21 protein-coding genes and 3 pseudogenes are annotated in these 21580 nt (G+C 61.3%); 15 read left to right on the forward strand and 9 right to left on the reverse strand.

Annotated elements, in window-relative coordinates; all coding sequences use genetic code 11:
- Positions 1–541 precede the first annotated feature (541 nt).
- Entirely contained in the window at positions 542–2545 is a 2004-nt protein-coding gene (locus G6P99_RS07530; protein WP_084518638.1) for an ABC transporter ATP-binding protein/permease, read from the reverse strand.
- Between the two features lie 154 nt (positions 2546–2699).
- Between G6P99_RS07530 and G6P99_RS07535 the strand changes: the two genes are divergently transcribed.
- Positions 2700–3140, forward strand: a complete 441-nt coding sequence (locus tag G6P99_RS07535; protein ID WP_165129274.1) for a calcium-binding protein — start codon at positions 2700–2702, stop codon at positions 3138–3140.
- Positions 3141–3844: 704 nt separating this feature from the next.
- Here the strand turns inward: G6P99_RS07535 and G6P99_RS07540 are convergent.
- Positions 3845–4108 (reverse strand): hypothetical protein, encoded by a 264-nt coding sequence (locus tag G6P99_RS07540; RefSeq protein WP_156928861.1) that lies wholly within the window; start codon positions 4106–4108, stop codon positions 3845–3847.
- 374 nt (positions 4109–4482) lie between these two features.
- Here G6P99_RS07540 and G6P99_RS07545 point away from each other — a divergent pair, with 374 nt between their 5' ends.
- Genes G6P99_RS07545 through mdoH form a run of 3 tightly spaced genes read left to right on the forward strand, consistent with a single transcriptional unit; the run spans position 4483 to position 8429 of the window.
- Positions 4483–4788 carry a hypothetical protein gene (locus G6P99_RS07545; RefSeq protein ID WP_165127686.1) on the forward strand — a complete coding sequence of 102 codons (306 nt, stop codon included), beginning with the start codon at positions 4483–4485 and terminating at the stop codon, positions 4786–4788.
- Between the two features lie 15 nt (positions 4789–4803).
- Positions 4804–6315, forward strand: a complete 1512-nt coding sequence (locus G6P99_RS07550; RefSeq protein WP_165127688.1) for a glucan biosynthesis protein G — start codon at positions 4804–4806, stop codon at positions 6313–6315.
- Complete coding sequence (mdoH, locus tag G6P99_RS07555) at positions 6303–8429, forward strand: glucans biosynthesis glucosyltransferase MdoH (RefSeq protein ID WP_165127690.1); 2127 nt, start codon at positions 6303–6305, stop codon at positions 8427–8429. The genes G6P99_RS07550 and mdoH overlap by 13 nt, the downstream gene beginning before the upstream one ends.
- 180 nt (positions 8430–8609) lie before the next feature.
- On the opposite strand, the gene G6P99_RS07560 is transcribed toward mdoH, so the two are convergent.
- Positions 8610–10013, reverse strand: coding sequence for a TAXI family TRAP transporter solute-binding subunit (locus G6P99_RS07560; RefSeq protein ID WP_165127692.1), 1404 nt, complete (start codon positions 10011–10013; stop codon positions 8610–8612).
- A 13-nt stretch (positions 10014–10026) separates the two neighbouring features.
- On the opposite strand from G6P99_RS07560, the gene G6P99_RS07565 reads away from it, so the two are divergent.
- From G6P99_RS07565 to G6P99_RS07575, 3 genes are all read left to right on the forward strand, one after another.
- Entirely contained in the window at positions 10027–10215 is a 189-nt protein-coding gene (locus G6P99_RS07565) for a hypothetical protein (protein WP_165127694.1), read from the forward strand.
- 20 nt (positions 10216–10235) lie between these two features.
- Positions 10236–10577 carry a DUF1236 domain-containing protein gene (locus G6P99_RS07570; protein WP_165127696.1) on the forward strand — a complete coding sequence of 114 codons (342 nt, stop codon included), beginning with the start codon at positions 10236–10238 and terminating at the stop codon, positions 10575–10577.
- An 83-nt stretch (positions 10578–10660) separates the two neighbouring features.
- A complete protein-coding gene (locus tag G6P99_RS07575; protein ID WP_165127698.1) occupies positions 10661–11077 on the forward strand; it encodes a hypothetical protein in 417 nt (138 codons plus the stop codon).
- 74 nt (positions 11078–11151) lie between these two features.
- On the opposite strand, the gene G6P99_RS07580 is transcribed toward G6P99_RS07575, so the two are convergent.
- Entirely contained in the window at positions 11152–11433 is a 282-nt protein-coding gene (locus tag G6P99_RS07580; protein ID WP_205751570.1) for a hypothetical protein, read from the reverse strand.
- 680 nt (positions 11434–12113) lie between these two features.
- Here G6P99_RS07580 and G6P99_RS07585 point away from each other — a divergent pair.
- The 6 genes and pseudogenes from G6P99_RS07585 to G6P99_RS07610 all read left to right on the forward strand — a co-directional run bounded on the left by G6P99_RS07585 (position 12114) and on the right by G6P99_RS07610 (position 15278).
- Positions 12114–12452, forward strand: a complete 339-nt coding sequence (locus G6P99_RS07585) for a hypothetical protein (RefSeq protein WP_246709467.1) — start codon at positions 12114–12116, stop codon at positions 12450–12452.
- Positions 12453–12456: 4 nt separating this feature from the next.
- Positions 12457–13495: pseudogene (locus tag G6P99_RS07590) on the forward strand (glycosyltransferase family 4 protein).
- Between the two features lie 63 nt (positions 13496–13558).
- Positions 13559–13780, forward strand: a complete 222-nt coding sequence (locus G6P99_RS07595) for a hypothetical protein (RefSeq protein ID WP_165127700.1) — start codon at positions 13559–13561, stop codon at positions 13778–13780.
- A gap of 108 nt (positions 13781–13888) precedes the next feature.
- On the forward strand, positions 13889–14401 hold the full coding sequence (locus tag G6P99_RS07600; protein WP_165127702.1) for a PRC-barrel domain-containing protein: 513 nt from the start codon (positions 13889–13891) through the stop codon (positions 14399–14401).
- Positions 14402–14922: 521 nt separating this feature from the next.
- Positions 14923–15078 carry a hypothetical protein gene (locus tag G6P99_RS07605; RefSeq protein ID WP_165127704.1) on the forward strand — a complete coding sequence of 52 codons (156 nt, stop codon included), beginning with the start codon at positions 14923–14925 and terminating at the stop codon, positions 15076–15078.
- Positions 15054–15278 carry a DUF892 family protein gene (locus G6P99_RS07610; protein WP_166460127.1) on the forward strand — a complete coding sequence of 75 codons (225 nt, stop codon included), beginning with the start codon at positions 15054–15056 and terminating at the stop codon, positions 15276–15278. The genes G6P99_RS07605 and G6P99_RS07610 overlap by 25 nt, the downstream gene beginning before the upstream one ends.
- A 77-nt stretch (positions 15279–15355) precedes the next feature.
- Here the strand turns inward: G6P99_RS07610 and G6P99_RS07615 are convergent, their stop codons facing one another.
- Complete coding sequence (locus G6P99_RS07615) at positions 15356–15619, reverse strand: hypothetical protein (protein ID WP_414645585.1); 264 nt, start codon at positions 15617–15619, stop codon at positions 15356–15358.
- 302 nt (positions 15620–15921) lie between these two features.
- Here G6P99_RS07615 and G6P99_RS07620 point away from each other — a divergent pair, with 302 nt between their 5' ends.
- Positions 15922–16155, forward strand: coding sequence for a hypothetical protein (locus tag G6P99_RS07620; protein WP_414645555.1), 234 nt, complete (start codon positions 15922–15924; stop codon positions 16153–16155).
- 95 nt (positions 16156–16250) lie between these two features.
- Positions 16251–17164: pseudogene (locus G6P99_RS47460) on the forward strand (L,D-transpeptidase family protein).
- Positions 17165–17495: 331 nt separating this feature from the next.
- On the opposite strand, the gene G6P99_RS07635 reads toward G6P99_RS47460, so the two are convergent.
- The 4 genes and pseudogenes from G6P99_RS07635 to G6P99_RS07650 all read right to left on the reverse strand — a co-directional run bounded on the left by G6P99_RS07635 (position 17496) and on the right by G6P99_RS07650 (position 21261).
- Positions 17496–18596 carry a DNA topoisomerase IB gene (locus G6P99_RS07635; protein ID WP_165127710.1) on the reverse strand — a complete coding sequence of 367 codons (1101 nt, stop codon included), beginning with the start codon at positions 18594–18596 and terminating at the stop codon, positions 17496–17498.
- 89 nt (positions 18597–18685) lie between these two features.
- Positions 18686–19632, reverse strand: a pseudogene (gene ligD / locus G6P99_RS07640) (non-homologous end-joining DNA ligase).
- Positions 19629–20039: a hypothetical protein gene (locus G6P99_RS07645; RefSeq protein WP_245284834.1), complete on the reverse strand. Its 411-nt coding sequence runs from the start codon at positions 20037–20039 to the stop codon at positions 19629–19631. The pseudogene ligD and the gene G6P99_RS07645 overlap by 4 nt, the downstream one beginning before the upstream one ends.
- 856 nt (positions 20040–20895) lie before the next feature.
- A complete protein-coding gene (locus G6P99_RS07650) occupies positions 20896–21261 on the reverse strand; it encodes a response regulator (RefSeq protein ID WP_029083826.1) in 366 nt (121 codons plus the stop codon).
- Between the last annotated feature and the right edge of the window lie 319 nt (positions 21262–21580).

Consider the following 21580-nt stretch of genomic DNA (forward strand, 5'->3'; position numbering starts at 1 on the left):
GACCGGCGGCTGTTCGATCTCTTGGATTCTCTGCCCGATTGCGCGCATGGACTTGCCCCTCCAGCGAGGCGAGTCCTTAAGTTAAAAACAACGAGCCGATGCCGCGATGGTCGAATTGAAGCCGGCTACCCACGCCGCTCCAACTGCCAAAGCTGCGCCAGCCAACGTGCTGGCGACTATTCTTCTCATCGTGGCACCTCGGGAGCCTTCCGCCAATCTAGCTATCCGCATTCTGCGTCGCGTGGCGCGATACCGTGGATTTTGACCGTGGCTTTTCAGCCTCTCTCAACAGACCGCAACAAAATCAACATTGTGTAGAGGAGGGGATGTCCGCGCGGGCTAAAAGAGCGAGCGGCAGCAAAAATGCCTATGCCTGTCCGCTTCAGTGTTCACGATCGATAACGTCCATTATCGATGCTTGGCCGCGATGTAAGCGCATTTTTTCCTGAGGCGTGCCTCAGCGAAGGGCTACCAACGGACAAGCTGCGCTATTCGATAGCCTTGACGGCGTCAGGGTGCAGAGGCACCAAAGTAGCCGTGCTCAGCCACTCACGCCGCTTTTCTTCGGCGCGTTGCGATGGCGCAGGAAGCGGCCGAGCAGTCGGCGCTTGCTCTTGCGTGGAATCAGGTCGATATCGCTGACGAGCTTGGCGCCGCCCTTGCGCCGCTCCAGCACGATCTTGCGGCTGTGGAACGCTTCCAGTTCGACGCGGTGGGCGACGCTGACGATGGTGGCTTCGGGCAATTCCTTGATGACGATGTCCATCATCTTGTCCTGGCTCTTTTCGTCGAGCGCGGACGTCGCCTCGTCCAGCACCACGATGTCGGGGTTGTGCAGCAACAGCCGCGCAAAAGCGAGGCGCTGCTTTTCGCCGCCCGACAGTGTCTGGTCCCATGGCGCGTCGTCCTCGATCTTGTCCCTAAGGTGATCGAGGCCGACCTTGTGCAGGGCTTCGCCGATCTGCTCCACGTTCCAGTCGTCGGCCGCACCGGGATAGGCGACGGCGCGGCGCAGCGTGCCCGAGGGTATGTAAGGCCGCTGCGGAAGCATGAACAGCCGCCGGTCAGGATGGAAATTGACGCTGCCGGAGCCCCATGGCCAAAGCCCGGCGATGGCGCGCACCAGCGTGCTCTTGCCTGATCCGGATTCGCCGGCAACCAGTAACCGCTCGCCGGGCTCGACCACCACCTCGGTCTCGTCGACCACGGCCGTGCCGTCGTCGAGCGATACCTTGAGGTCGTTCAAGGTGAGCATGGCCTCACCCTCGTTCTTGCCACGCCGGATCCGGCCGAAGCCGTCGGCCTGCTCGGCGCGCTCCAGTCCGTCGAGCGACATCATCAGCGAGGCAATACGGCGCGCACAAGCGTTCCAGTCGGCGAGCCGCGGATAATTGTCGACCAGCCAGCCAAAGGCGCTTTGCACGATGGTGAAGGCGGACGCGGCCTGCATGACCTGTCCAAGCGTCATGCTGCCGTCAAGGAACTTCGGTGCGCAGAGCAGGATCGGAACAACCGGAGCAATGAGGCTCGATCCCTGCGACACCAGCGTGGTGCGCATGTGTTGGCCCGCAAGCCGCGCCCACTGCCGCAGCACATTGGCAAAAGTCTTGTCGATGCCGTCGCGCTCTTCGTCCTCACCGCCAAGCAGCGCAATACTCTCGCCATTCTCGCGCAGGCGCGTCAGCGTGGAGCGGAATTCGGCCTCGGCTTGGTTCTTGTCCTCGGAGATCTGCACGAAGCGGCGCCCGATCACCATGATAGAGCCGGAGGCGATGGCGGCATAGACGAAGGCCGCAATAACGAGAAAGCCGGGGATTGTGAGCGTCGAGCCCCCGAGCGTCACGGTGAGCGCGCCGCCAATGCTCCAGAGCACGAGGATGAAGGTCGAGGCCGAGAGAAAAGCCGATGTTACGCCGGCGATGAAATCGACGGGCGAATCGGTCGCGATCCGCAAGTCCTCGGCGATGCGATATTCGGGGTTCTTGTGGTCGCCACTGACAAGGTTGAGCTGGTAATAGCGGCCATTGGTTAGCCAGCGCGAGATGACGGAAGTGGTCAGCCAGGTGCGCCAGCGCCGCTGGATGCTCATGCGGGCGAACACCTGTGCGACGCCGAGCGCGACGCTGCCGATCGCGAGCGGAAAGAAGATCGCGGTGAGACGAAATACCGCGGCCGAATCGCGCTTCTCGATGGCATCGAAGATCGCGCGATTCCAGATATTGATGCCGTATTGGAAGCCAACTGTGCCGACAATCAAGACCAGCAGACCGATCGAGAACGGCCAGGCGAGGCGATCGCCCTTGCGTCCCCAATAGCCGCGGGCGCTGATCCAGAAGCGAGTGAGGAGGTATTCCTTGCGGACTTGCTCCGCTTCTTCCGGCGTGAGCTCCGGGTCAGGCTCGACGACCTCTGGCGGCGGCGGTTCGACCTCGCCGCCGTCCTCGGCGACGACCTCCGCGATTGGAGCCTTCGCCGCGCGCGATTTCTTGTTGTCGTGCAGGCTTTCGCCGTCGCGCGATTTTGGTTCTGCGACAATTCCGATCATAACCTGATAACATGTGTGATATCAGAAGGTTCCTTATCGCCTTTCCGGGTTGCCCCGCGGATGAACACGGGAACCGCGGGTGGATTTATATGAGCGCCGGCGGTGGATCGAGCTATGGCGGTGACGGCAATGACGTTGGCGTCGGATCGGCTGAATGGACGTCTTCAGCGGGGACGCCGGCGATGATGTTCTCTACGGATATTCGGGCAACGATTATTTCTACGGTGGTTTCGGTAACGACACGATGTACGGCGGCGACGGCGTCGACGTCCTGATCGGCGGCCCCGGCAGCGATTATTTCGACGGCGGCACGGGTGTGAATTACTATTTTGACGGGAGCGGGACACCCCGTATCGGTGCCGACACATACGTCGTCAACGATGTACCCAGCGTCCAGGTGGTGCAGGACTGGAACGCGACTACCGATATCGTTCAGATGAACGGGTCTGGTTTTACGTCCTTTGCCGACGTTCTGTCGCACTCCTATCAGAACGGTGCATACTTCGTCGTTCAGGTCGATGGCGATACGGCAGTGTGGCTCAACGGAGCTAGCGCCAGCACTCTCACGGCTTCCAATTTCTCGATAGTGAGCTAGGTGCCAATCCACAACGGCGACGCCTTCGGCCTGATGCGCACCCATTGCGGTCACGGCCGGCGCGGCGCCGCCGCCGCGCGAGCGCTACGGACGAAGCTCGGCATCGGGTGGTGGTTCTTGTCGCATCCGGGGAACAGTGGCGTCGCCGGAGAGGTGTTCCTGATTCTATGGCTTTGAACTTGGCGACGGTGCGGGAGTTTGAGGCGCCGGCGCGGGTTGATCCAGAGAGGTGATTGGCTGATCCGTCCCCGTATGCGGAATGCAGGTCCCGGCATTCGCGAGTTTTCCGGCCGCGTCCTCTCGAGCTCGGCGGTGGTGGCGGCCACGGCGCCTGTCGAACTGGTCGTCATCCATCATCGAGCGTAGACTCAAAGCGCCGTAGGCGTTCGCATAAGTCTGTCGCAACTGCTGCTCAGCGGTCAGGCAATCCGAGAGCTTCTCGAACACAATATCGGTTTGAATTGGTGCTACGCCACCAACCAATACGACTAGAATCCATTTCATGTCTTCGCGATCTCAACATCCGAACCTGCGCGAAAACGCCGTGTAGATGAAGGAGTTCCTGCTGCCCTGCGGCTTTTGCTTGTAGAAGTAATCAGAGACATCGAAGGACAGGTTGCCGAGTTGGATAATCGCCCATATGGGCACCAAGTCTGGCAGATGGAAAAGGCCGCCAACGTGGCGGCCTTAATAGTTAAAAGAAGCTAGTCGCAACGGCGGACCCTGCGAACGGACCCGTCGTCACGCTCGATCGTGACGGTGCGGCAATCGCGATAGCCGCGATCGTAGCCGTAGGCACGATAAGCGGGGCGATCGTAGTCGCGGTAATAGCCACGGTTCGGTCCCACCGCCACTCCGCCAAACGGGGTCTCAACTGCAACTTGAGCTGATGCGGGTGTTGTGATCATTGGCGTGACGAGGGCAAGCCCGGCAACCGCCAATGCGCCAGTCAAAAACAAAGTCCTCATGGTTCTCCTCCTGGGTCATCGAATTGGCGTCTAACATCACAGGTAAAGCAATGTTCCTGCGACCAGGCCCCGCAGTGCGTTTCGGATTCGAATAAAACGCAGCGGGTTGCGCTGGGAACTTTCGAGACCGGCCCGGCTTGAAGTGCAGAACTGAAACTGGAGGAGGGATTGGTTATGAATGGGATTATTTACTTGATCGGTTTGATTGTCGTGATTGGCGCTATCTTATCATTCATTGGCTTTAGGTAAGCGGCCGATGAGGACTTGCGCGAAATCTGTTTGGTGCTGACTCACAAAACCGCTCGTCCCCAAGCGAGAAAATCATTTCCAGCCCGATGATAGCGTCAAAATTCAATCCGAATGGATGAATTTTGATGCTGAACGAAGCGGGCGGCTACGGTACGGGCGATGAGGGCGAGCACGAGACGCCGTCCGATGCCGAACAGATTTTTGACAAGCTCCAGAAGTGGTGCAAGGCGGATTTCAACAGCAAGGGTCAGGTCAAGTGGCGCCGCGAGGCCCGCGAGGATTTTGACTTTGAGGCCGGTGAACAACTCTCCGAAGATGACAAGCGCATTTTGGAGGATGCCAATCTGCGCACTTGTCCTCGCGCCAGTGTGGCCGGGCGGTGGAACTCGCGGGCGCGACCGACAGTCGTTTCTTGGCCGCGGCAGCGGTAACGAATAGGAGAGTACGTGAACCGACGCCAGCTTGTTCAAGGGTCGGCGGTGCTGCCGGCGTTGCTGCTCGCTTCGCAGAGCGGTTTCGCCGCCGCTCGTCCGTCGGATGAGGCGTTCGGGCCGTCCACGGTGAGGGACTTGGCCCGTATGCTGGCGGGCAAAACGTACGAGGCCCCGGACGAGAGGCTGCCGAGCGGATTGAACGACCTCGACTACGATCAATACCGTTCGATCCGCTTTTTGCCCGAGCGCGCACTTTGGCGCGGCAAGAGCCTTCCGTTTGAAGCGCAGTTCTTCCATCGCGGCTTCTTCTACAAGAACAGAGTGAACATCTTCGAGGTCGCGGACGGAAAAGCGACCGAGCTCAAGTACCGCAAGGCGGATTTCTCGTTCGGCGCGAAGGTCCCGGCGTTCGACGACGTCGATCTCGGCTTCGCCGGCTTCCGCGTACACGCCCCCATGAACCGGGCCGACTATTACGACGAGGTCTGCGTCTTCCTGGGCGCAAGCTATTTCCGCGCCGTCGCCAAAGGACAGACGTACGGGCTTTCCGCTCGCGGGCTTTCGATCGATACGGGTGAAGCCAAGGGCGAGGAATTTCCGCTCTTCAAGGCCTTCTGGCTCGAGCGGCCGGCGCCGGGTTCGACATCGTTGGTGATCCATGCGCTGCTCGACAGCAAAAGCTGCGCAGCGAGCTACCGGTTCACAGTGCGGCCCGGGGAAACGACGGTCTTCGACGTCGAAATGTCTGTCTACCCGCGCGCCGAAATGCAGCGGGCCGGGCTCGCGCCCATGACCAGCATGTTCTTCTACGGTCCCAACGACCGCAACGACATCGACGATTTCCGTCCATCCGTCCACGACTCCGACGGCCTTGCGATCTTCAACGGGAAGGGCGAAAGCCTCTGGCGGCCGCTCAGCAACCCCCGCGACCTCCAGATCAGCACTTTTCAGGATCTCAATCCCCGCGGGTTTGGGTTGATGCAGCGGGAGAGAAACTTCTTCGCCTACCAGGACATCGAATCAGGTTTCGAGAAACGACCCAGTCTCTGGATGGAGCCGATCGGGGACTGGGGCGAGGGCGGCGTCACGCTGTTCGAGATCCCAACTAAGGAGGAGGTCCACGACAACATCGCCACTTTCTGGCGGCCCAAGAACCCGCTGCAGGCCAAGGGCGAACACAACTACACCTATCGGCTGCACTGGGGACCGGACAGCCCGAAGGAGCATTCGCTCGCCCGTTTCACCCGTACAGGCATCGGGGCCAGGGGCCAAGACGACCGCCTCTTCGTCCTCGACCTGGTCGGCGAGAACCTGAAAGGCGTCGACCCTGCGGGCGTCAAAGGCGTCGTGACTGCAGAGAAGTCCGAGGTGAAGAATATCGTCACGCAGCCCAATCCTTACACCGGTGGTTGGCGGCTGAGTTTCCAGTGCCAGGTGAAGGGGGAGCCGATCGAGCTGCGGGCGTTTCTGGCGGAAGGCGACAAGCCCTTGTCGGAAGTCTGGGTTTATCGATGGGCACCCTGAGCACCGCACCGCAACCGATCGCCGGTGATATCGCAAGCCAAAGGCTCTTGCCGCGCGAGTCCCCCCTTCCCATGGCTCCGGGCGATCTCGGAAAGAACCGGGTATCGGACCGCGTTCCTGCGCCGGTCGCGACCACCATGGTATGGCGGCGCAGCATCATCCTCCTCTCGACGGCCGCGCTCACCGGGGCGGGCGGGTATGAGATGTATCGTGTGCTGCAGGTCGGCGGCGTCACGGTTCTCGAAGCAATGGTGCTGGCGCTGTTCCTGATCCTGCTCGCCTGGGTCGCCTTTTCATTCTCGTCCGCGGTAGCCGGCTTCTTTGTGCTGCTGGCCTACCGTCCGGACGAGGACGCATTAGCGTCTGCCACCGAACCGCCGGCCATCGCAAGCCGCACCGCGATGCTGCTTCCCACCTACAACGAAGATGCGCATCGGTTGACGGCACGGCTGCGCGCGATCATCGAATCCTTGAACGCGACCTCGCACGGAAAGCTGTTCGACTGGTTCGTTCTGAGCGACAGCACCGATCCGGACATCTGGGTGGCCGAGGAAAAAGCGCTTCTCGCGTTGCGAGAGGCCGTTGGAGGGCCGCGGCTGTACTATCGGCATCGAGCCGACAACACGGCGCGGAAAGCCGGCAACATCTCCGAGTGGATCACGCGGTTCGGCGCCAGCTACGACTTCATGATCGTGCTCGATGCCGACAGTCTCATGACCGGGCAGACCATCGTACGGTTAGTCCATGCCATTGAGGCCAATCCGACCGCCGGCCTCGTTCAGACTCTGCCGATGATCGTCAACGCAAGAAGTCTTTTCAGCCGTGTTCAGCAATTCGCAGGCCGCCTGTATGGACCGATAATCGCCGCCGGCGTCGCCTGGTGGCACGGCTCGGAAAGCAATTATTGGGGACACAACGCGATCATCCGCGTGAGGGCATTTGCTGAAGCAGCCTCGCTACCGCAGCTGCGCGGGCGCAGGCCGTTCGGCGGGCACATCTTGAGCCACGATTTCGTCGAGGCCGCGCTGATGCGGCGCGCTGGGTGGGGCATCTACATGCTGCCGACGCTCGGCGGAAGCTACGAAGAGGTGCCGCCTTCGCTCCTTGACTTCGCCGCGCGCGACCGGCGCTGGTGTCAGGGCAACCTCCAACATCTCGCTGTGGTCCCTGCACGAGGTCTCCATTGGGTGTCGCGCCTGCATTTCATGGTGGGCATCGGGGCCTATCTGATGGCGCCGCTTTGGCTTATGTTCCTGCTGCTGGGAATGCTGATCTCGCTGCAGGCCCGCTTCGTCCGACCGGAGTATTTTCCTAAGGGTTTCTCGCTGTTTCCCACGTGGCCGGCCCAGGATCCCGTGCTCGCAATCTGGGTGTTCGTCGTCACCATGGGTCTGCTGCTGTTGCCAAAGCTGCTCAGCCTGGCCCTGCTATGGACGCGGTGCTCGGTACGGAGTCAATTCGGCGGGGCATTGCGTGCCTCGGCCGGAGTTTTCGCGGAGATTGTGTTGTCCGCCCTGATGGCGCCCGTGATGATGATCTTCCAGTCCATCGCGGTCGCCGAGATTCTGGCCGGCCGCGACGCGGGGTGGCAGACGCAGAGGCGCGATGACGGCACCGTGGAGCGCCGCGAACTCTATCGAAAATACGGCATTCCGACCTTGTGCGGCATAGCGATGGCGGCAGGCGCGTACGCCGTTTCGCTGCCACTTCTGCTCTGGATGTCGCCGGTCATCGCAGGGCTGCTGTTTGCCGTTCCCATAGGCGCGCTGACTACCAGGCCCACGACCGGCAAGTTGTTCGCCACCCCCGAAGAACGAGCGCCCCCTCCGGTCCTGCTTCGGGCGAACGAATTGAGCGCGTCGGTGGATGTAGGAATCAAACCCGCGTTGGTGGAGTTACGAGAAGACGCCGCACTCCTAGCCTTCCACATCGCGCAGCTGCCGCCTCCTCGCGCCGCTCGACCTGACACGATCGATGCAAACCTGGCGGTCGGCCGTGCCAAGGTCGAAGCGAGCGACACGTTCGAGCAGGGCGTTGCGCATCTCTCGTCCCGGGAGGTTTTTTCGATCCTGAACGACGACACTATGCTGTCGGCGTTGTTGCAAAAGCGATGAACAAGCGCCGGGCGCACGGAGACGAGGCCTGGGCTCGAACTAGGATAGAAAGTAGTCCGCTGCTTTTGCATTGAACTCCACCGGATCGATCGGACCCTCGACCCGTCATGGGAGGAAAATCAATGTCCCTGGCAATAGCGGCCGATGGGCCTGGTAGAGATTCGTGTTCCCGGAGGGCGCCTATCGGCGAGATGCAACGGTTGGACCCGAAGCCTTTGTCTGATCCGTGGGGCCGCTCAGCAGCGTCGCTCGCCTTTCGGCGACGGCATGATCGTACAGTTCAAGGACCAGACCGAATGCCGCCAGGTCCTCTTGTTCGAGCGTTCCATCATCGTAGCACTTCAGCGTCTCGCCGATGATCGCATCGACTTCGCGCTGCGACGCCAGTAGGTCATGTTCGGACTCGGCATCGCGAACCTCCCGGACTACGGCCAGAATGCGGTTGCGATGGCTGGTGGTGTCGTCCCGGTCGTCGCGGTTCAGATAGCGACGCAGCCAGGCGGCTGCCGAACCGATCCCGGAAAGAAGAAGCAAGGCAAACCAGAAGTAGTCGCTGTACTTGTCCAGAAAGGTCCGCTCGGTCCCGTTGATGACCGCCGCGGCGCCCCGGTGCACGGAGGGCTCCGCCTCCTTCTCCGTCTCGGGCTTCGTGACGTGCGCGGCGCCGGCAACGCGGTGCGCGATCGTGTCGCGGACAGCGAAAAGCTGCCGGTAGAAGGCCGCCGCCTTGGCTTCGGACAGTTCTTTCCTGGCCAGGATGAGATGGTTGACGCTGATGGTGTCGACCTTGTCCTCGGGCCAGGCCGGTTTCGCATTGAAAACACTGCCCGGAATCTCCTCGGCTTCGTAGCGGGCGTGCTTCAGAGCGATGGCCTCGGATGCTTCGACCGGAAGAAACTTCGGAACTCCGCGCGATCGCGAAGTCGCGGCGATCGCGGCCGCAGTGATCCGGCTGTCGAGCGGGCCGACGGCGAGATAGGCGTCGAGAGCGGGGTCCTGCGCAAGCTTTTCGATTTCGTCGGTCCTGAATTGGACCGTCGCAACCTTGTCCGGCTCCACGCCGGAGGCGACAAGAATAGTCCGTAGCAGTTCGAGGTTGGCTCCGGTCCTTCCGATGATGGCGACCTTGCGACCCGCCAGATCGGCGATCTCCCCGATCTTGCCGCTGGCCTTCTTCTTGGAGTCTTTGCCCGGTCGCCCGGAGGGCGACCACAGGACAACGTAGTTCTTCCGCAGGACCGCCAGTGTCTGCGCGTCGGCCGGCATGCCAAGGTCGCCGCGACCTATCGCCAGGTCGGCTTTGCCGGCGCCGAGCAGAGCCAAGGATTCGGCCGCTCCTTCGGTCGTGATCGGGGAGAGCCTAACGGTCCTGCTTTCATCGCCGAAAGCCTCGGCCATCGCTTGGACCACCTGATGATCGTCGCTCCCTGCGGGTCCGACGGCGATCGAGAGGGTCTCGGGCTGCAAGACGTAGAAGAGGGCGGCCGCAGCGGCGCCGAAAACAACAAATCCCAAAGCCAACACGAGCAATAGCCTTCGTTGGCGTCGATCGTGAGCACTCCTGAATGGATCGGACGGTGACATCAGCAGAACCTACGTGAACAAACGCCTGCTTGGGAGCTACAAGTTCGCCGCCCGGAACTTGGGCGAACCAATGTCCGACCGGAATGTTCCGACGCGCGAGAATGAGTTCACGAAGGGCCCGGATTCGACTGCAAAAGATCACTTCCTCGGGCGCCGATTGCGGAACCTTGCCATCATTTCGAAGGTTCTCGATGCTGCCTGATATGGCGGCGGGAGAAAAACATGAACCAGCTTCTACTGACGACCGCGATGGCGATGATCTCGGTGGGCGCGATGGCGCAGTCCACGGTCGTAACCGCCACCGGCACGGGTCCTGCTGCCGCCGTGCAGATCGAGCCGGAATATCGCACGAAGATCCGCTCCGACGTGACCGAACACAAGGTCCGCCCCGTGCAGACCCGCGTTAAGATCGTGGTGGGCCAACCCGTGCCGCGCGAGGTCGAGCTCGAGGCCGTGCCTGCCGATTGGGGTCCGTCGCTCACCAAGTACCGCTACGTCTACTCGGGCGAACGCGTGAGGCTGGTCGATCCGTCGACGCGCACGGTCGTACAGGAGATCGACTGAATCCTTCGAGGCGGGAAAAATCGGCCCACGTGCCGATCCGGTCCCGGCCTATTTCCAGATCTCTTCCTTGCGAGCGCCCGTCCATGCCCATCATCCGATACTTCGCCTTCGTCGGCGGACTGCTGCTGGCGCTGCTCTTCGCGGCGGACCGGTATCTGCCGGCTCCCGTCGAGCATGCCGGCGCAGCCGATCCCGATAGGACCACCATCCGGATCAGCTCGGCGACAAGTCTTCCGGAGAAGATCGTCTTCGACACGCGTCCGTGCGCCGACGCCCTGCAGATCGTGCAGGCCGAGCCGACGAGCAACGAACCGCAGCAGCCGATGCGGGAGGTGATGGCAGCCCTCCCTGCAGCGCCTCCTTCCGAGATTAACAAAGAAACGCAGACCAGGTCCCGGGCGGAGCCGCGCTCGCGTGTCAAGCGGCTGACGAGGATGTCGAGAAGAGCTCCCGGTCGGCTGGCTTTCGAACGCCACGACCTGTTCTTCGGAGATTGGTGAGCGGAAGACGGGCCCCATTGCTAAAAGGCCGCGCCCTTGGTGCGCGGCCTTCGTTGCGTTTGGATGGACTAGTTTCACCAGTGGTGGTGGCGATGCCAGCGTTGACGCACGACCGGATAGGATCCGCGGTAATAGGCGTAGGACGGGCGCACGACGCGGCGATAACGGTAGCCGTAGGATACGGGCGCCGTGTAGTAGGTCGTGGTGTAGCCGCCGCCCGAGCGATAGGGTTCGTCGTAGCCATAATCGTAGGCGTAGGGACCGCCATAATTGCCTGCGCCATAGTAGCCGGCGCCACCGTAATAGCCGTCGTCGGGTCCCCAGCCGTACGCCGAGGAGGCAAGCCCGCCGATCACGGCGCCCGCGACCAGGTCGCCGGCAATACCCGGTCCCCAGCCGCCCCAGCCACCTCGCCAGTGAGCTTCGGCCGGAGACGTCGTGGCTACGAGGCCAGACCCAGGGCGCCGACCGTCAGCGCCGACATTGCAATCTTCTTCATCGGGACTCCTTTCATATTGCGCATGCCCCGCCGATAACGGGAAAAATAGGCAATGGTTGCTGCTGTCCTCGGCGGAGAGCGGCAATGGGAGCTCGGCGCCGGGCACCGTCGTTCGAAGCTTAGCGCTTAAAACACAACGCCTCCACGCAGAGGAGTTCGGTCCGGAATGCTGCGGCGCGAGAAGAGCTGCACAAAGAGGCATCTGAAGTGGCGGCGTTAACAATGTTGAATTCGCCAACTGAGTTTTATGATCGCCTTTAGCGGTTTCATGTTCGATCCGGGCCACGACTGCGCTTCTGCGCGCCGTATTCGACGAGGTTTCCGAAGACATCTCGCATTTCGAAACCGGCGCTCGCACTCGCGTCGCTTCAAGGACTCTGGAAGCTACCGCCAAGGGCGCCGGCGCGCTGCGGCATGGGCGCGAGCGCGTGCGAAGGCGTCCTGACTCCTCCTCTTCGTCCAGGACTGGGAAAAACCGGAAACTTTCCGGGCCGCCTTGAGTTGCCAGCGATTGAATGCGGTCGCCGGAGCGCGAAGATGGTCGACGAAGTCGTGTTGAAGATAGCCGCGGAGACCGCGTGGACGATCTACTGCTCAAGGGACCCCGACGTCGATTCCCTGGATGACCGGCGCTTCCTGCTGGAGCGCCACCCTGCAAAGGAGATGGGAAGAGCGACGGAGCGATTCCGAAGAGTTCGCCAGCTTCGGGATCGCCGACCTGGACCGACTTCCCCGCGACGAATGCTGAGGGCGATGAAGATGCTCGTCGTGCGGGTGGCCCGGGTAAGCACCAGGCCCAGTTGGACGCTGCTTGCGATGTATTCGCTCGTTTCCGCCGCCATCGTGATGGTCCTGCGCTGCGCTTTCGGGGCCTAGACCGATGCGGATCGCCCAGCTAGCTCCGTTGGCCGAGAGCGTCCCTCCGAAACTTTATGGCGGTACGGAGCGCGTGATCGCCTGGCTGGTGGACGGGCTTGTCGAACTCGGACACGACGTCACTTTGTTCGCGAGCGGCGATTCGAAAACGAAGGGAAGTCTTCACGCGGTATGGCCACGCGCGCTGCGCCTAGGGCAGGGGCGTTGATCCGAACGCCGCCTGCGCGCTGCTGATCGAAGCGATTGCCGCGCGGGCGAGCGACTTCGACGTGATCCACTCTCATGTCGACTGGCTGTCCCTTCCGGTGTTGAGCCGGACGGGCGTGCCCTATCTCACGACGATGCACGGACGTCTCGACCTTCCTGGGCTGGCCGAGGTAATCGGGGCCTTTCCGAATGCGGCCTCCGTGTCGATCTCGGACAACCAGCGTCGGCTGCTCCCGGACGCGAACTGGATCGCGACGATCCAGCACGGTCTGCCGAAGGACCTCTTTCGTCCCTCCTATGAGCGCGGTTCATACCTGGCTTTTCTCGGTCGGCTGACGGCGGACAAGGGACCCGAAGAGGCCATGCGCATTGCACGTGCTGCCGGGATGCCGCTGCGGATCGCCGCCAAGATACCGCGCGCGGAGACGGCCTACTTCAAGAAGAAGCTCGAACCGAACATCGACGGCGAAGAGGTCCAACTTGTCGGCGAAGTGAACGAAGTGAGGAAACAACCGTTCCTCGCCGGGGCCGCCGCGTTGCTGTTTCCGATCAATTGGCCGGAGCCTTTCGGGCTCGTCATGATCGAAGCGATGGCGTGCGGGACGCCGGTGATCGCCTACCGCTCGGGCTCGGTGCCCGAAGTGATTGAAGACGGCGTTACCGGCTTTATCGTCGACAACGAGGAGCAGGCGATCAGGGCGGTGAACGATCTGGGCCGACTGGACAGAAGAGCAGTCCGCGCGCGGTTCGAGGATCGCTTTACGTCGAGCCGGATGGCACAGGACTACGAGGCCCGATATCGCGAGCTGGTCGCTCGCGCCAAAGATCCGTCCTGAGCTCCGCCCGATGCGGAACGGCTTCGCCGCCCCGTCGTTGAGTTGCTGATCAACGAGGCGCGCATGAAATCCATTTTCTCAACGACGGCCGTTTTGATTCTTCTCGCCGCGCCGGCACTGGCGGAAGAAGCGCCTGTCCAGCTGCCGAAAGTCCGGACGAACGAGGCCGCGAAGGAAGCGGAGGACTGTTCGAAGCAGGTGTGGCCACATTTCACGCAGGCCTGCCTACGCGCCGAAGGTAAGGGGATCGCTGCCGTCCGCCTGGTTACCACCGAACGTCGCTAACGATTTCGGATCCAGGGTCTGCGCTCCACTCAGGAACAAGTGGCAACGGGGAACGTTGGAGGGGCGGGCCTCCAAAGGGCTGCCGGCTCACGTTGGAGGAGATGACCAATGAAAAGCTTTCTTGCCGTTGCTCTGATTGGGGCTGCCGTGATCGGCGGCTCTGCGTTCGCGCAATCCACTCAGGCGGCGGATCGCGTTGCGCCGGCAGCGACCAGCCGGCCGACCGACGCCAAGATGGCGCTTAACGGAAGCTGGCGCGCCTCGAAGCTGATGGGCCTGAATGTCTACAACGAGGCTAACGAGAAGCTTGGCGACATCAACGAGCTGCTGGTCGATAAGAGCGGCAAGATCGAAGCCGTGGTTATCGGCATCGGCGGCTTCTTGGGAATGGGCGAACACGACATCGCCGTCTCCATGGACAAGTTGAAGTTCGTCGAAGAGCCGGTCCGGACGAGCTCAACCAGCAGCTCGACCACCGCGCGCGATACGACCACGGGGACGGCGTCGACCAACACCTCGAATCGCAACGCGTACGATTGGGCGCCTGACCACGCCGTCATGAGCGGCAACAAGGAACAGCTGAAGGCGCTGCCGCAGTTCAAATACTCGGATTACAACTGAACAGAAGCAAACGCTCGCGTTCAGGTTCGGCACCTATAGCTGGTGATCGACGATTTTCGGCAGGGGCCCGCCTCATGACACGCGGCCCCTGCCGTTCGCCGCCGGCGAACATCCCAATTCAGGTCGCTTGGACGTTCGAAGCCGGCATTATCGTGAAGGTCTAGAGGAGCACCGCATGGATGCGGCGGTGGGTTACTTCGGCCGCTGGAGTTCGGAGGATCGCAGCCGCTCGCCCATATGTGAGCTGGTTTCAGTCTGCAGGGCTTTCTTCAGATAGCTTCCCGATCAGGCCCAAGCGCGAGCGCGTCGGCTTGCAGGCGGAGGTGTTGCGCCTCATCAGCTAGACGTTCTTCCAACGATTGGGTTTGCTTGAAACGACGCCGCTGCATTCACGCTGCTCCCGCACTGTTCTCTCCATATTTGATATGATCAGGATTCAAGCGGTCCACCGGCGAGCCCTGCGCCGCCGCGAGGAACCCACCTCTGTGAGGCCGCTTTGCTTCCCATTGACAGGAGCGAACATGAGTCAGGAAACACCCAAGGACGATCCCCGGCAGCGGTCCGACAAGGCCTCACGCAAACAGACGGACAAGCCATGGGAGGGCAATCCGGAAAAGGAGCAACGTCACGAGTCCGATATCGATCTGGAAAAATGGCATCGGACCAATACCCATTAGGGAGCGCCCTGACGGTGCTGACTCCGTCATTTTCGGCGGCGCAAGCGGTGGAGCATTACGAGATCTTCCGCTGCGGAACCCGCCAGCTTGGCCGCATGGACGCGGTCAAGCTGATTGACCCGACGCTGGCTGACGAGAAGAAGGCGGACGAAACTCTCAACAAGATCGCCGTCACCGCAGTGAACGCCCAGGCGGCCTAGAAGCGTAGTGAGCCTCAAAGCCGCCCCGGTCGATTGTCGGGGCGGCCATCGCTTTTGGAGCAGCAACATCCCAGCCGTTAGCGCTTTGCAGGCGGCCCGCTCTTGTTGCCGGGCAAGCCTTTTACGTTCGAGGGATCCTGCTGCTGTACGTGCTCGTTCTGAGGATTCGACCCTACCGTGCTTCGGCCCGGCGCGGGCCCGTTCTTGTTTCCCGGCGAGCCGGATATGCCGGTGCCGGAATTTTGCGCGCTAGGTGCGTTGCTGACTCCGGCCGGATTGCTTGCTGTGCCCGGACGTCCCGGAGGTGTTGCGGCTGCTCCAGGACTATTCTGGTCTCCCACGTACCCGGACTCACCGGAATTACGCGTCTTCACGCCCTTGTCGGCTTCACTCTGCTGGTTCTGGGCGATGACCCGTTCAGCCGTCATCGGACCGGCTGCGGCAATGCCCGCGACGAGCAACGCAATGGTACATGTTCTCGTGAGCTTCCTCCTGAAGGTTGCCCCATCTCTACAACTCTCTCGGGCGTGATCATTTCCTACAGATGAAGTAACCGTTCGCGTTAGTCACTCGGAAGCCGTGTTCGTCCTCCTCCAGTTGCGCAGCCCGAACGAATAGGACCGACCTTGCGTGTTGGAACGGAGTGCATCCTGATCTGTTGGATTCTTGCATCGTAGCCGCGATTTCGTTTGCTCTAGGCCCCCCTGCAGACGCCAAGGGATGCATCAAGGGTGCCATCGTCGGCGGGGTTGCCGGACACATGGCCGGAGGACACGGTAAGCTCGGCGCTGTAGCCGGCTGCGTCGTCGGTCATCACGAAGCGAATAGGGCGGACTCCAACAAGGCAAACGTCCAGGCGCCTGCGGATCAAAAGTGACCGGCTTTCGCTTTCGCCCGGCAGGCCGGCGCGCGGCTTTTGGAGGCATTTTCATTTGGCTCGCGCTGGCGACGAGTTCCGCGCTCGGTGCGGAAATCAAGGCTGCGGCGATCGACATCGCCCAACCATCGAAGAAGAACCTCTCCAATGAGAAGCCGACCCCGGCGGGGGGCAGGCTACAGGTCTTGCTTGACCGAGCGCACTTCTCACCCGGTGAGATCGACGGCAGATTTGGAGAAAATGCGAAGAAGGCGCTACGTGCCTACGAGGAGGCGCAGCAATTGTCACCCTTGGACGACATCAGTCCCGACGTTTGGGCAAAGCGGCGGCGGACAGTCGTCCGGTGACGATGAACTACACAATTGCGGAGGAGGACGTCACAGGACCGTTCCTCAAGAAGTTTCCGGCGAAGATGGAAGACATGAAGGACATCCCGAAGCTGTCCTATACTAGTCCGCGCGAAGGTTTGGCTGAGAAGTTTCATATGAGCGAGGACCTGCTGTCTGCCTTGAACCCGGGTCGGCACTTCGACCGCGCCGGCGAAGCCATCGTCGTGATCGATGTCGCAGCCGAGAAGAGTTCGGAGAAGGCGGCGAAGGTGGAAGTCGACAAGAGCCGCCAAACGGTGAAGCTTTTCGACAAGTCGAATTCGCTGATCGGATTCTACCCCGCGACAATCGGTAGCGAAGAGAAGCCGTCTCCTTCCGGCACATTAAAGGTCACGGAAATCGATCGCAATCCGACATACAGATACAACCCGGAGTACCACTTCAAAGGCGTCCATTCGCACAAGCCGTTCACCATCAGGCCGGGCCCGAACAATCCGGTCGGCTCAATGTGGATCAATCTTTCCGCGGATGGCTACGGAATCCACGGTACGCCGTTTCCGGGAAAGGTCTCCAAGTCGGAGTCGCACGGCTGCGTCCGTCTCACGAACTGGGACGCCGAGCGGGTCGCGGAACGGCTTTCCAAAGGCACGCCGGTAGAATTCGTCAACCGTGTCCAGTGACGTTGCGGCGCCTTCGCTTCAGGGCGCGAGCCGAATCGACGGCCGCGTCTTAATTCGGCAATCGTACAAAGGCAAGATGGAAGTGATGGCGCGCGCGCTCGGCACCTCGGGCTGGCATTACGACTCTTGGCGAGGACCGTTTTATCCAAGGGATCTACCGCTCCGACGCCGAAAACTGGAGCTCACTGAAGGGAGGACGAGGCGTGTGCGAACGCGGGCCGGTCTGTTGGGACGACGGCACCACGACTACAACCGGAACGCCGTCAAAAACACCCGTACGCTGGGTGGTACGCCAAGGCTAAGCGATGCGGCCGATCCGCGGCGGACGCGACTAGGCCTCGGACTTGAGGGCCCGAAGCCGTTTGTGGAGGAAGGCGAGAACCATGATCTCGTCCGAGGTCAGCTTCGCGTACTGTCGCTTGAACTTCTGCGCGATCTTGGCGTCGATCATCTTGATGAGGTCGCCGGACATATAGGCGGTCAGGATCTCCGGATGGACGTAGCTCTTGCGGCAGATGGCAGGTGTATTGCCGAGTTGCTTGGCCACCTTTTCGATGGCCGCGACGACGTTACGCTTGGCTTCGGCCTGGCTGTCGTACTTCTTGAACTCCGAGAGTGCGAGGGCCGCAAGCACCGTGCCGGCCCAGGTACGAAAGTCCTTGGCGCTGAAATCCTGTCCCGTGATATCCTTGATGTAGCCGTTGACCTCGCCGGAATCGACCGTTCGGGATGCTCCATCGTCATCGAGATACTTGAAGAGTTCGTGCCCTGGAATCTCCGCGCAGCGCTTCACGATGGCAGTGATTCGCCTGTCCTCGACCTGGAGCTTCCATTGTTTGCCGGACTTGCCGGTAAAGTCGAAGCGCAGCACGCCTCGGCCGATCGCCACGTGCTTACGCCGCATCGTGGTGAGCCCGTACGATTTGTTCTTCTCGGCGTATTCGGCGTTGCCGACGCGGATGAGCGTCTTTTCAAGCAAGCTGACGATCGTCGCAAGCACCTTCTCGCGGGGGAGACCGTCCAGCTTCATGTCCGAAACGACGCGTGCACGCAAAGCCGGCAAGGCCGCCGCGAATTGCATGATATGTTCGTACTTGTTTTGCTCCCGAAGCTCTCGCCACTTCGGGTGATAGCGGTACTGCTTGCGCCCGCGCGCATCGAGGCCCGTCGCCTGGATGTGCCCGTTGGGAGACGGACAGATCCAGACGAACTCGTACGCCGGAGGGATGCCGATCGATTTGATACGGCGGACCACGGTGGCATCGGTGATGCGCTTGCCGTCTTTGTCGTGGTAGGTGAACGAGGTGCCTTTCCGTCTTCGCCGGTAGCCCGGCGTCGCGTCGCTCACGTATCGCAGACCTTCTTCTGCGATGGCGGCGGCGACATCGGCCGTGCGGTCAACTAGCCCCTCGTCCTTACCTTCTCGCAGCATTGTTCGTCCTTGCCGTCAGCCGAGGACCGAGGCCCCCAATAGGAAAAGTCGGATCCATCGTTTGGTTCCGACGCTCCGAGGGAGGCGCGCTATGGCCGAGCCTTCGGCCGTTCGCGCACCACGTTCTTCGCCTTTTGTCGGACCGCAGACCTAGATAGACGGGCTGGCGAAGCTCGCCGTTCTTCGTCCATTCCGCGAACGTCACTTCAGCGACCAGAGACGGCCGGACCCAGGTGGTGGCGTGCTCGTCCTTTACCTTGTCGGGGAAGCGCGACTTCGTAACCTTCAACCTTGTGAGCTTGCCGTGGAGCTCTTCGAGGGTCTGATGGCTGAAGCCAGTACCGACGTGCCCGATATACCGCCAGGCGTCATCGTCCCGCACCGCGAGCGCAAGAGCGCCAAAGAACGGCCGGGTGCGGCGAGGTGCCGTGAAGCCTGCGATCACGACTTCCTGCCGCTGCCCAATCTTCACCTTGAGCCAGTCGGCAGTCCGGCTGCCGGAGGCGTACGGGCTGTCAGCGCGCTTGGCTATGATACCTTCGAGGCGCTTGCGCTCGGCTTCGGCGAAGAACTTCTTTCCGCTGCCTTTGCGGTGGTTGCTGAACGCAATCAGCTTATTGCGCGGAAGGATTGCCTTTAGCCGCGTCTTGCGTTCGAGCAGCGGCAACTTGCGTAAGTCCTCGCCATCCAAAAACATCAGATCGAACGCGCAATACAGGAGCTTTGCTTCGTGACGTAATGCGTTCTGCAGCAGTTGGAAGTGCGAAACGCCGTCCTCGCCGATAGCTACCAGCTCGCCGTCGATGACCGCGTCGCTCTTCACGTCTTCGAGCGCCTTCGCGACCTCGATGTATGAATGGCTGATGATCTTGCCGTTGCGGCTGTAGAGCGCGACCTTACTGCGGCGGATCTCCGAAACCATGCGGAAGCCGTCGTACTTGTCCTCGAACACCCAATCGGGGTCGTCGAACGGGGCGTCGGTCAACGTCGTCAGCATTGGCTGCAGGCGTTTCGGCAGTGTGGACTTGCGATTCATCTCCGCGCGGACTTGGGGGCAAGGACTGGCTTGGCGGCCGGGGCTGCGCGCTTCCAAGAGGAAGACGCGATCGGCCTTCGATCGCTGCGAAGGCCGATCGAAGTTTTGAGGATCCGCCATACGCGCGTTCGGACGAAAACGAACCCTTCCCAGAGCTTGGCGAACCAGGGAATCATCAGAAGCTTTGGCTTCACGATCACGAAAAGCTGCTCGACGACCAGGAGGCTGAACGCGTAGCAGGCGACAATCATCGCCGTGCCGGCGATCCAGTGACCTTTTCCGGCTACAGCTACCGCAGCTAGCTTCAGCGGCTCGACGGTGGCGGTCGGCACCGCCAGCAGGAGCAGGGAAGGATAGGGTCTCAGACCTTCGATCGTTCGTCTCAGCCTCATGCGAAAGGCCTCCATCGGCGGTTAACCGCAGCAGCCCCCTTATGTTCCGCAGAAGGAACATCCGGCCTCTCAGCTGGTTTTAAGCGCGCGGAGAATTTGAGAGGAGACGAGATGCACGCAACGATCGATCGGAAGGGTCAGAGGGTGGCCGAATCCTCAGATTTGGAGGCTGAGGTCGAGGCCTGGCGGCGCAAACGCACCCGGCGACGGATTTCCGTGTCCTGCGACGTCACCGTCCGCATCCGTCGGCACGTGCGGCCGGCGTCGTTGTCTGGATCGTCGGCAGATCGCCCGCTCTCACCCACAGCGGGTTAGCCGCCCCACGAGGGCGTTCTGGAGAAGTGCTGGGAGGGCGGAAACGGTGAAGCGATGGTTCGATGATGAACGCGAGGTATCAACGTTCCTTGCGGCGCTAAACGAAGTCCGACACCAGGCGACGAGGGTGGTGTTATCACCACGTCCAAGCCATCATCGTGGCGATTGACCGGTATGCGGAAGCCGCAACTGGTAACCGGTGGTACTTTCTGAATAAGCCGGTTTCGATTGGAGGAATTCGGCAGGACGCTTCACACTAAGCGTCGGCGAATTCATGCCGCCCATCGCGCGGTCGTGCGTCGAGGAACGAACGCTAGCGCGAAGAGTCTGCTCTGCAGCTCCCGGCCTCTGCCCTATCAGCTCACTGGGAGTAGCGATCTTCGGCGCCGCAAAAATTTCCGGTGCCGGGGGTCGCTGGTTGGGGCGAGGAAGGTGGAAATAGGACCGAGCTAATGCGCTGATCGGTAGTCGTAAGTCCGGCGCCATTCGGTAGCGGCGCTGGGACGACCAAAGTGGAAACTGGGCCTCAGCTTGCCCCCCTCGCTTGGGCCCTTTTTTAACCCACGACTCTCATGAGTTCATCAACAGTGCGCCCCAGCACTTCAATGGTGAAGGGTTTCTCGATTGCCGGTACATCGGCAAATTCGGGTGGAATCCCACTGGCGCCGTAGCCGGTTGAGAAGATGAAGGGAAGCTTACGTGCTCGGATGATCTCAGCCACGGGTGAGCTCGATCTGCCGGAGAGATTTACATCTAGCATGGCGAAGTCGAACTCACTACGGTTTGCCAGATGAACCGCCTGCTCGAGGTGACCAGCTTCGGCCGCGACGGTGTGACCTAACTCCTCCAGCATTTCCACAAGCATCATCCTGATCATCGTCTCGTCCTCAACGACGAAGACTGAATAGGCCGGTCGGGTCATCGTGGAATGTCTGCCTTTTTGTCGGGCCAAATTGGGTTCTATAAGCATAACCGGCCGCGCGCTCATCGTACCTTAATTCGGCCGTTAAGCTTGATGTCTGTACTGCAGGCAAAGTCCGGAACGGACTTGGACTTTTAAGGCGAATTGGCCAGGGCACGGCTAGGGCCGCGCCGATCCTTATTTCGGCGAATTTTCCTCGGGACGGAACCCGCATTTTCATTGGTCCGCGTGGTCGCGCACGCCCGCGGGTTGCCCGATGGAGCCGACGCGGACGTCGTTGCAGTAGATGTCTCATTTCTTCCGCACTGCCGCCCTGTCA

Origin of the sequence: Bradyrhizobium sp. 6(2017) (assembly GCF_011058295.2) — a bacterium.
GTDB classification, from domain to species: domain Bacteria; phylum Pseudomonadota; class Alphaproteobacteria; order Rhizobiales; family Xanthobacteraceae; genus Bradyrhizobium; species Bradyrhizobium septentrionale.